Source organism: Microcystis sp. M090S1, from assembly GCF_020246295.1.
Lineage (GTDB): Bacteria > Cyanobacteriota > Cyanobacteriia > Cyanobacteriales > Microcystaceae > Microcystis > Microcystis aeruginosa.
Genome location: NZ_JADBTF010000458.1, coordinates 1 through 10,325, shown reverse-complemented (window position 1 = coordinate 10,325; position 10,325 = coordinate 1). Strand labels below are relative to the sequence as shown.

General features: G+C 45.3%; 8 protein-coding genes. 4 read left to right on the top strand and 4 right to left on the bottom strand.

Features of this window, described 5'->3' with window-relative positions; all coding sequences use genetic code 11:
- Positions 1 to 104 (bottom strand): helix-turn-helix domain-containing protein (locus IM477_RS20095; protein WP_287733219.1); only part of this gene is annotated, 104 nt, incomplete at its 3' end.
- Positions 105 to 206: 102 nt separating this feature from the next.
- On the opposite strand from IM477_RS20095, the gene IM477_RS20090 reads away from it, so the two are divergent.
- Positions 207 to 1,421: a polysaccharide biosynthesis/export family protein gene (locus IM477_RS20090; protein WP_287733216.1), complete on the top strand. Its 1,215-nt coding sequence runs from the start codon at positions 207 to 209 to the stop codon at positions 1,419 to 1,421.
- Positions 1,422 to 1,538: 117 nt separating this feature from the next.
- Entirely contained in the window at positions 1,539 to 3,761 is a 2,223-nt protein-coding gene (locus tag IM477_RS20085; protein ID WP_287733215.1) for a GumC family protein, read from the top strand.
- A gap of 6 nt (positions 3,762 to 3,767) precedes the next feature.
- Here the strand turns inward: IM477_RS20085 and IM477_RS20080 are convergent, their stop codons facing one another.
- Positions 3,768 to 5,216: a family 10 glycosylhydrolase gene (locus IM477_RS20080; RefSeq protein ID WP_287733214.1), complete on the bottom strand. Its 1,449-nt coding sequence runs from the start codon at positions 5,214 to 5,216 to the stop codon at positions 3,768 to 3,770.
- Positions 5,217 to 5,779: 563 nt separating this feature from the next.
- On the opposite strand from IM477_RS20080, the gene IM477_RS20075 reads away from it, so the two are divergent.
- The gene (locus IM477_RS20075) at positions 5,780 to 6,535 is read left to right on the top strand and encodes a cobalt-precorrin-6A reductase (RefSeq protein WP_287733218.1); all 756 of its coding nucleotides are present in this window, start codon (positions 5,780 to 5,782) and stop codon (positions 6,533 to 6,535) included.
- A gap of 162 nt (positions 6,536 to 6,697) precedes the next feature.
- Here IM477_RS20075 and IM477_RS20070 read toward each other — a convergent pair whose 3' ends face one another.
- Both IM477_RS20070 and panD read right to left on the bottom strand, forming a co-directional pair.
- Positions 6,698 to 7,885 (bottom strand): TRC40/GET3/ArsA family transport-energizing ATPase, encoded by a 1,188-nt coding sequence (locus IM477_RS20070; protein ID WP_287733213.1) that lies wholly within the window; start codon positions 7,883 to 7,885, stop codon positions 6,698 to 6,700.
- Positions 7,886 to 7,959: 74 nt separating this feature from the next.
- A complete protein-coding gene (gene panD, locus IM477_RS20065; RefSeq protein ID WP_287733212.1) occupies positions 7,960 to 8,379 on the bottom strand; it encodes an aspartate 1-decarboxylase in 420 nt (139 codons plus the stop codon).
- 37 nt (positions 8,380 to 8,416) lie between these two features.
- Between panD and IM477_RS20060 the strand changes: the two genes are divergently transcribed.
- Positions 8,417 to 9,244, top strand: a complete 828-nt coding sequence (locus tag IM477_RS20060) for a DUF3598 family protein (protein WP_287733217.1) — start codon at positions 8,417 to 8,419, stop codon at positions 9,242 to 9,244.
- Positions 9,245 to 10,325 lie beyond the last annotated feature (1,081 nt).

Genomic DNA, 10,325 nt, shown 5'->3' with positions numbered 1-10,325 from the left:
TGGAGAGCTTTATTGTAAACTAATCTTACACAGCCCAATGTGCGCCGCAATAGCGACTCTTGTGTTGGTGTGGGGTAAAAGCGAAACGAATAGGCGTTTTCCATGCCTCACATTCTAGAATATATCGTCTAAATGCGCTAGTATTTAACGGTAAAGCCGCCGTAAAACGGCGGGGTTTCAGACCCAAATTTTCGATGATTCCACCAATGCTCAACAAGTTTTTGCCAGTTAGTTTATTCAGAACTGGGGCCATAGCCTTATCAGGGTTGAGTCTGACAGGGTTCTTGTGGGTAATTCACTGCGAGAGACTCAAGGCCCAGGGTCCTTTGTCCATACCCCAGACTCAACCCGGAGCCGGGTTGGAATTTTTGCCCCCCCAACCGCCTAATCCCACCTTTCCTGAAAACACGATTCCCCCCACTGGCTACAGTCCACCGGTTTACTCTCCCAATAATCGCCAATCCCGACAAATTCAGGCCTATCGACTCGATATCGGCGATCAAATTACTGTCTCGGTTCCCGATTTTCCCGAATTTAATTCCACGGGGCCAGTGGATCCCGATGGTAATTTTCTGGTGCCGATTTTAGGGCGTATTCCGGTGCTGGGCTTGACTTTAGACGAAGTGCAAACTAAAATCCGCCTCGAATTGGGGCGAAAATACTTGCGGGAGGAACCGGAAGTGATTGCTGTTTTAACCACTGCCCGTCCCGTCCAGTTAACCATTCTGGGAGAGGTACAGCGACCGGGGTTTTATAGTATCGCTCCTAATACTCCCCTAGCGCAGGTACTTTTGGCGGCGGGGGGTGGCACTCCCAGAGCCGATCTGCGTTCGATCGTTGTCCGTCGGGTTTTAGTCGATGGTACAGTATTAGAGGAGAAACTTGACCTTTATACTCCCTTAATTAAAGGGGAACGCTTGCCAGATATGCGTCTGCAAGGGGGCGATGCCGTGATTGTTTCCAAGTTAGAAGTGGGCCAAGAAACGGGATATAATCGCACACTGGTGGCGAGAACCACCCTCACCCAGCAGAATATCACTGTCAGGGTTTTAGCTCCCTTAGTTCCTTCGGGAATTGCCCTGAGAAATGTTTCGATTCCTAATGGCAGTACCTTCCTCGATGTGGTGGCTAGTTTACCGGTTTCCGATCGCCTGCGGATTAATGTCAATGAAGTGTCCCTGCTACGTTTTGATAGTGCCAAAGGGGGAATTGTTAGTCAAACTTTGAGTCCGATAGCGGCAGTTAGGGGAGATATCTCCCAAAATGTTCCCTTAGAAGATCAAGACGTAATTATTGTCACCCGCACCCTATTAGGGGAAATTTTCGCCGCTTTTAATATCATTACCCAACCCATTCGGGATATTTCCAATTTTACCAATACAATTCTCAACCTTAGCAATCAATTCAATAACTTCCAATAATTGAGGGGCAACTTGCTCCCTTCACTCCTTAACACAACTTCATAAGCTAGGATTTCAAGGGCGAGAATCACTCTTGACCACTAAAATGTAAAGAATCTGGGAATATATTAAAAAGCTATGGCTCTACCAATTGTGAAACGATTTCTCATCTCGCTAGATCAGAACAAATTTGTGGGAATATTCGTCTTCCTCGTCTGTTTAGGTGGTTCTGTGATCTTTGCTCTCCTACCCGATCCTGAGAAACCCCCCACCTTTTATCGGGCGGTGGGACAATTGGCCTACCGGGTGCCGCCGCCAGCTTTTACCAGTACAGGAACCCAACTGCAAGAACAAGGGCGGGCTATTGACCGCGATTTACTGCTGTCTCCCCGGGTATTGGTCAATGCCGCCAAAAAACTGCAATTTAATCAGGAACAGATCGTTAAAATTCGCGATCAAGATTTGAAAATCACCTTCCCCGGTGAAGCGGAGGGACAAAAAAATAATACCAATCGATCTACAGGAACCGACCAACCCCAAGAGATACTTTTAGAGTTAACGGCCGACTCCCAGTCCAAGGCGGAGTTAATTCTCGAAACCTTGATGAAGGAAATGGTGGAATACAGTCGCTGGCTGAATACTTCCCAGTTACGGGCCCGCATAGAAGCTCTCAGTGTCCGACTTAACGAAGTCCAAAAAGATTTAACCAGAGCCGAAGAAAAGTTTTATCGCTACATTAGTACCCAGGGTTCAGATTTATTGGCGATTCAAGATGGGAGTTTATTCACCGCGATCACCAGTAGTCAACAGCAACAGCGAGAAATTCGCCTAGAACTGCAAGGCATTCAAGGACAGATTAATAGTCTGAGTGAACAACTCGATTTAACCCCCGATCAAGCTTACACCTCCTCGGCCCTTAGTGCCGACCCGATTATTGCCAGTATCCGAGCGCAGATCTTGGACACGGAAGCCCAATTGGAGCGACTACAGAAGGATTTACGTCCCGAACATCCCACCGTAGTTAAATTACGCAAACAACAGCAAGTTAACGAATCTCTCTTACAAAAAAGAGCCGCCGAGGTGATCGGAAAAGATGGCATCCTGACCGATCTTCCCAGCAGTCGCATCCGTCAGCAAAGTAATCTCGATGCCACCCGTCAACAACTAGCGGCTCAATTAGTCACCCTGCAAACCCAGCGCGAGGGTTTAATGAAACAATTAGAATCCTTAGTGACTCAGGAACAGCAATTACGCTCCCAATACGAGAAATTCCCCGATAAACAGCTACAGCAAGCTCGTTTAACCCAAGCCGTCGCCTTTCAACGGGGTATCTACGAGAATATTCTCAATGCTCTGGTGGATGCTCAGGCTGCAGAAGCGGAAACCGTGGGTAGTCTCACCGTCGCCCAACCGCCAGTGGCTCAACCGATCGAACAGGTGTTTAACCGCAAGAATCGTACCTTGATTCTCTTGGTGGGTGCTGGTTTGGGAACTTTAGCCGGATTGGGTACGATTCTCCTGTTAGCAGTGATCGATGATCGCCTGCACAGTCCCCAAGAATTGCGGGAAGCTTTGGTTAGTCGGGATATACTACTCTTAGGACAATTGCCCATTGTCCGGAATTTAGAGGGCGAGGAAATCGAGCCGATTCTCGCCGATGCTAATGCCAATTATCTCCCCTACTACGAACGTTTACGCAGTACCCTGCGACTTGTGGGCGGCGGCGAAACGGTGAAAGTGGTCATTGTCACCAGTATTACTGGCGGAGAGGGGAAAACTGCCACTGCCTATAATCTGGCGATCGCTGCGTCTTTAGCGGGCCGACGGACTCTGTTAGTCGAAGGAGATCTGAGAAGTCTTTCTAATGCCGAAGAAATCGGAGTCACTCCCGATCCCAATTCTTTCCGAGAACCCCTACTTTACTACGGGGCAAAAAGTAAATCGATCCGGCTGGCCCCAAATATAGAAAACCTTTCCATTTTGCCTAGTCCCGGTCCGCAAAAACAAGCGGCAGCTATCATTGAATCGAGCGAATTACAATTAATTCTCAAAGATTCTCGCGGCCGTTTCGATCTGGTGATTGTGGATACTCCTTCTCTGTCTAGCTGTAATGATGCGCTGCTCTTAGAAGAACTAGCGGACGGGATTATTCTGGTAACGCGCCAGGCGATAACTCGTTCTAGTCTCTTGAGTGAAGCAACTGACCAGTTAACAGAAGCGGAAGTGAAAATTTTAGGGGCGGTGATTAACTACGTCGATATTACGCCGACTCTCAACACCGCCGAACCAGAACTGCCGCCTTTGATAGTTCCCCCACTACAGGAAAAAACAGAGACAGAGGAAGTGAAAGTGGAGGTGTAAATGCGGTTACATTTGACAAAATCTTCTGGCTCGATCGAATTGTGGTTCTTGCCAAGAAAAAGCAAAATGACTGATACTATCTATGGTGGGAAAGGCTATGCGAATCGCTTCCATTTGCACTTCTAAGGAGGGACGATTGTTATAGGGTTGTCCCCATAAACCCGCTAAAGCTGGGATAACAGGAGTTTGATTTCCCCTGCTTGCCACTACTCTTTTGATCTGATTAACCACACAGGTGGTATCGTTACAATTAGCGTAGGACATGGGATGCCATTCTAGGGAAGCGGGAAAACTATCCCAAGCTTGTAAACGGGAATCAAAACCTTGATTACCCACAAGACGATTTCCATCAGGAAAAAACACTGCCCCGGCGGGAATTCCCTGACGTTCCACTAGGGCAGAAAAATAACTAATATAATCAATTACACCCTGGGCAGCATGGGCAACCGCTAGGAACCAAAGTTCTAATTTGAGGCGATCAAAACGACTTTGAACTGATTGTTTCATCTCCTCTTCTAAGGGGATTCTACCCTGCCAAAGAGGGGCGGTTTCTTGGGGATAAAGGCGATCTGCTTCGACGATATCATGGGGGGAAATTTGGCCGCGAGTCAGATAGCGATCGATTAAAAATTTGCCCTTATTATTCAATCCTCGATTAATTAAAGCTTGTCGGGATGCCGGACTAAAAATCCATAAATCTTGGACATTATCAGCCACGGAATCGACTCCTGTTCCTCTGGGATAGCGAATATAATCAAATAAAACTCCATCGGGACGACGTTGTAAAATGGCTTCTAGGAGAATTAAATAATCCTGTCGCGCTTGATTGCTGTAGGGATCGACAAAAGTTTGGGATCGATCATCGACAAAAGAGGTGCTATCCTGTCCTTTACCATTGCGTGCTAACACCTCCTGTCGCTCGGGTTTTAAGCTATAAGCATAGCCAAAATTGAGGCTAAATAACCAAGCGTACACCTTTAAACCGCGTTTATGTCCCTGTTCGATCGCCTGTGCTAATAAATCCACATTTCCCGCACCCGGATTTTTAATCACGCTATCCCAAACGGTGGGATTATTGTTAGGAGGTAATAAGACTTGACCATCGGCAAAAACTTCCAGATAAACTGTATTATAACCTTTGGCCACGATGCGATCAAGGATACTTTCTATCGATCCGGGACGGGTATCACAGGAGTAGAGACGTAACCAGATCGCCTGTTCCTGTAACCAGTGTCGGGAACGACAAAAGCGCAATTGTTCAGCATATTTCTGCAATAAAATGTTATATTCTTGGGGGGAAGTTTGACGCAGATTTTCTTGTTGTTTGATTTCCGATTCGGACAGTTGACAATTATCATTGACCGCGAGGCTAGGGTTAATTCCTAGGGGACTACTCCAGAGGATTATAGCGAGGAAACAGGATAGCGATCGCAGAGAATTGACTTTTTTTAACATAGTTGTTCACGGCAAAAGTAGCAAAGGAGAAATTTTCTTAGTTTGCTATTTTTTTAGAGCAGTTATCTTAATGGTGAGGTATAATGTTTTCGGTTTGGGGATAGGAGAGACAGGAGACGATTCTCAGTCAGATTATACTTCACCTTGATCGAAAATTTGGGTTGAAAACCCCGGCAAAATTTTGCCACCAACCAACCCAATCAACCGCTCAGATGTTTCCCTTCAACTAATTTCTAAGCGCGAGTAGAGAGTTTCTTCAGGCTAGAAGCTAACCGCTCAATCTTCTTCCTTTGCCAGGCAAGATAGGAAGATGGAAAATTAGTTAGGGTCTGCTGAAAAAGTTTTTCCTAGAAGCAGGGTGTAGGGTGTAGGGTGTGGGGTGTGGGGTTTTACCGATTTTGAGGGGGTCAATTACCTAATTTTCAGGGAAAAAGTACCTGAATTTCCCCCTGATCACTCCCATGCCAGGCACTTTTGGATTTCAAAAAGGTCTAAAAGTCTTATCCAACAAGGTTTTTAGATTTATTCAGCAAACCCTAGTTAACCTTTTGGCAATTATCTGGATGACTAAAAATAAAAGAGTGCTGATTTTAGGGGGAACGGGGGAAGCGGCGGCATTAGCGGCTAAAATTGCGGCAATTCCGGGTATAGATGCCATCGCTTCCTTTGCCGGTCGCACGAGAGAACCGATTACTCTCACAACTCCCTCTCGCAGGGGGGGGTTTGGTGGTGCCACCGGGTTAGCCAATTATCTACGCCAAGAAAGCATTGATTGTTTAATTGATGCCACCCATCCCTTTGCCGCGCAAATTTCCTTTAATGCCGCTCAAGCCGCCTCGGATTGTGGTATTCCTCGATTAATGTTAAGTCGTCCAGCTTGGGAAAAAGTATCTGGAGATAATTGGATTGAAGTAGAAAACAATCAAGCGGCGGCGAATATTTTACCGGGGTTAGCGCCGCGGATATTTCTCACTATTGGTCGGCAAGAACTGGCAAGTTATGCACATTTAAACAATATCTGGTTTTTGATGCGGATGATCGACCCACCGGCAGCGGATGCCATCGTACCGGTTGGAAAATTATTGTTGGAACGGGGGCCTTTTTCCTTACAGTCAGAGCGCTCTCTTTTACAAGAATATAAGATTGGGGCGATCGTGAGTAAAAATAGCGGCGGTGATGCCACTTACGCCAAAATTATCGCCGCTAGAGAGTTGGGAATAATCGTGGTAATGGTACAACGTCCACCTGTACCTGAAGGAGAAAAAGTGGCGGATGTTAAAAGTGTCCTGGCATGGTTAGAAAAAAGATGGCTCTCTTGATTTTTCTGGGAAAATCATCGGTAAGGTTTGCTGAAAAAGTCAATTGTCTGGTGATGGGGTGATGGGGTTTTAGGGTTTTAGGGTTTTAGGGTTTTAGTTGAAATTCCCCACTTCCCACTTCCCCACTTCCCCACTTCCCACTTCCCACCTACTCTAGGAAAATTACACTTTCACCACGTTGCTAAAAGAGATTTTCAGGTAATCATCTTCCATTTTTGCTCCGGAAGGTTTCAGGGCTGCCAAAGCTTGGGGTAAGACTAAATTGCGACGGTGATTACCAATGCGAATATTTAACTCGTCTCCAGTTTTATTTAGTTGTATTTGTTCCTTGGGTATGCCGGGTAAATATAATTCCAGACTGTAGTTATTTTCCTGTTGAACTACCCGAATGGTGTTTTCCTGGTAATAAACCTTAGTCGGATCTTCCTCGGCAAAAAGAGTTTCTTTCAGTCTTTCCAAAGCGGGTAAACCACACATTTCTTCGGAGTAGAGAGGAACTTCCTTAACCGGTAAAGGATGAAAATTATCGTAAATTTCCTGTTTATAAACCTGTTGATTTTCTTTCCAACGAGCAAAGAAAGGATCGGTTACTTTGTCGGGAATAATCCGATTAGCAATAATCAAATCGGTGGAAACATTATAGAGACTTAGATAGGCATGGGCGCGTAAAGACTCCTTAATCACCATTTTTTCGGGGTTTGTCACCAAACGTACCGAGGTTTGAGTATTATCGGTCAAAACCTTTTCTAAAGCCTCAATCTGCTCGTAAAACTCGTAGGGAGCGTCCATAACTTCCTTGTCCGGTAGGGAAAAACCGGCGATCGGTCGAAATAAAGGTTCTACCAGTGGTCGCAATGCCATCGACATTCCCTGTAACGGTTTGTAAAATCTTCTCATGTACCAACCGCCCACTTCTGGCAAACTCAGCAATCGTAAGGCTGTCCCCGTGGGTGCGGAATCGATAATCAACACATCATAAGTACCCTCATCGTAATGGCGCTTCATGCGAACTAAGCCGAAAATCTCATCCATTCCAGGTAAAATCGCTAATTCTTCCGCTTGCACTCCATCTAAACCCCTAGCTTGCAATACCTGGGTAATGTAACGTTTTACTGCGCCCCAGTTGCCTTCCAATTCCATTAGTGCATCTAATTCTGCCCCCCAAAGATGGGGACGTATCAAACGAGGATCGTGACCTAATTCGAGATCGAAACTGTCAGCGAGAGAGTGAGCGGGATCGGTGCTGAGAACTAGGGTTTTATAGCCAAGTTCGGCGCAGCGGAGTCCTGTAGCGGCGGCGACGGAGGTTTTACCCACGCCTCCTTTACCGGTCATGAGAATTACACGCATGGGGGCTGATTCTAAGAAAATTTACATTACTTATTCTCATTATGACGGGAAAGTTAACAAATTTAGGACAAGAATCAGCATTCTTGACTATAGAATTCCACTCCCCGACCATCACCCCGGGGAATTAGGCTCTGTTCAAAAAATTGCTGACAGCGATTTTCAGCATCAGCGACGAGAACTTTGGCCAAATGACCGTTTTCGAGAACTTCTTGCCTCGGACGTTGTTCGTAGGCATAGATAATCAAAATATCTCCGGGTTGACAGAGCAGAGCCGCACCACCGTTGGGGCAAATTTCCCCGGTTTGGCCGGGAAAAACGTAGGTGGAAAAGCGCTTACCATTGCTAAGATTGACCACATCCACTTCTTCAAGCGGCAAAATACCGACCCGCTCAATCAATTCTCGATCGATACTGATACTGCCGACATAATCGACGTTAGCCTCGCTGACGCGCACTCGATGGAGTTTGGCGTGCATTAATCGAATTGTTCCCATGTATTTTTTCCTATTTCCCCCAATTACTTCAATTATTATGCTCTCCCAGTGGGAATGTTTACTAAAAAATCTCGGTCAATGGCAAGGTTCTTTTACCCGTCTGTCTCCCCAAGGCGATCTGATCGAAGATACCCCGACTTTGGTATCTTTGCAAGGCGTTAATAATAATCGATCAATTCGTCAATTGGTCCGCCGTCTCTACAGCGATCGAGTGCCGGAAGATTTAATTTTAGAGTATAGTTCTCTCCATCAGGGTATTCTATTTAGCCAGACGGGAGCTTTTTGCCAAGGTTCTCTATATTTTAGTAGTTTTTCCTCACAATTCGGGGCAGAATTTGGGTTAATCTCTGGAGAAAGACGATTAAGAATGGTACAGTTATTTAATGAATGCTGTGAGTTCGATCGCTTGACTTTAATTCGGGAAAAGTTGGCCGATTCTAGCTCCCCAGAAAGACCGATGTTAACGGTGGAGCAATTACTGGGTCAATGGCGGGGACAGGCGGTGACAACGGGACGCGATTTTTATAATTCTCCTGCCTATTCTACCCATGTATCGATCGAGCGTCAGGGGGATAATTATCTCTCGCAAACTTTGACTTTTGGCGATAGTCAAATTACTTCTAGCGCTCGGATTGAGGGACAAAGATTGTTGTTTGAAAATAGTCCGCTGCCGATTCAAATCCTGCTGCTGCCCGATGGAGCCTCCTGTAATACACCTCTGAAAATTACTGCCGGTCATCGTTTTGTTTTAGAGGTGGGTTGGTTACTTTCTCCTACTCAAAGACAGCGCTTAATTCGTTCTTATAACGAGAAGGGAGAATGGACAGGTATTACTCTGGTGACGGAGGAAAAAGAAAGCTATTAGCCGTCAGCCATCAGCTAGATTGATAATAACAAGGAAATTGACTAATTACACTGAAAAATATAGCGTTTCTGATCAAGATGAATTATAACTGGATTTGGCATCGTCTCCTTGCTCGGAGACTTGCCAAAACGACAACTTTGTACTTCACCAATAAGATAACTACTCTCAGAAGCTGAATGCTAAGGGCTAATTTATATAAGCAAAATTTATCAAAATCCCAATATACTTGAGAAGATTTAAATTTACATTCCTTAATCTTTACTTTTCTTAAAAAATAATTGAGAAAAATTCCTATTTGTCAACGAGATTGCAATAGTTACAGCCTGATGCTAGGATGTAAGAATTGGCTTACTCTGTGCATTTTTAGTCCTTGTGCCTTGAAACCCTTGCTAAGTCTAGGATGACTAATTCGTCCCTAGGGAAAACTTGCCAATTGCTCCTTTGACGAAAAAGATCTTTTGCCAAAAATATGTGTACTTATGTTAAAACGAAAAAGTTTTTTTGACAAAATGTACCAGATATGCTGCGAGAAAAGTGTCCAGATTAGCTACTGGGGATGGGAAACTGTTAACTATCTAGGGTTTGCGGCAAAAAGTTGGTTGGTGGGGGCCGGGTGTGGGGTGTGGAAGGAACCACAGAGACACAGAGGACACAAAGATTGATCACTCCTATATAGGGCTTGCTGAAAAAGTTTTTCTTGGGGGCAGGGTGTGGGGTGTAGGGTGTAGGGTTTTACCCATTTTCAGGACGTTCGGCGAAGCTCAGTCGAGCCGTGGTCAATTACCTAATTTTCAGGGAAAAAGTCCCGGAATTTTCCCCGCGCTCACTCCAATCCCTGGCACTTTTGGATTTCAGAAAAGCCTAAAAATCTGATCCAACAAGGTTTTTAGATTTATTCAGCCAGTCCTACCTTTTATTTGTCAGATTGATTGGATATGTCGGTTCTTCGGTTTGTCTTATGCAATGGACGGGGTTATAAGGAATGAAACCCTTATAGAGACAGGTGTTGCTGCGATTTTTGTCAACTGTTTTCGATCCAGAGCGAACTAATCAATTAAATCTCTTGCCAGATAAAGATTTA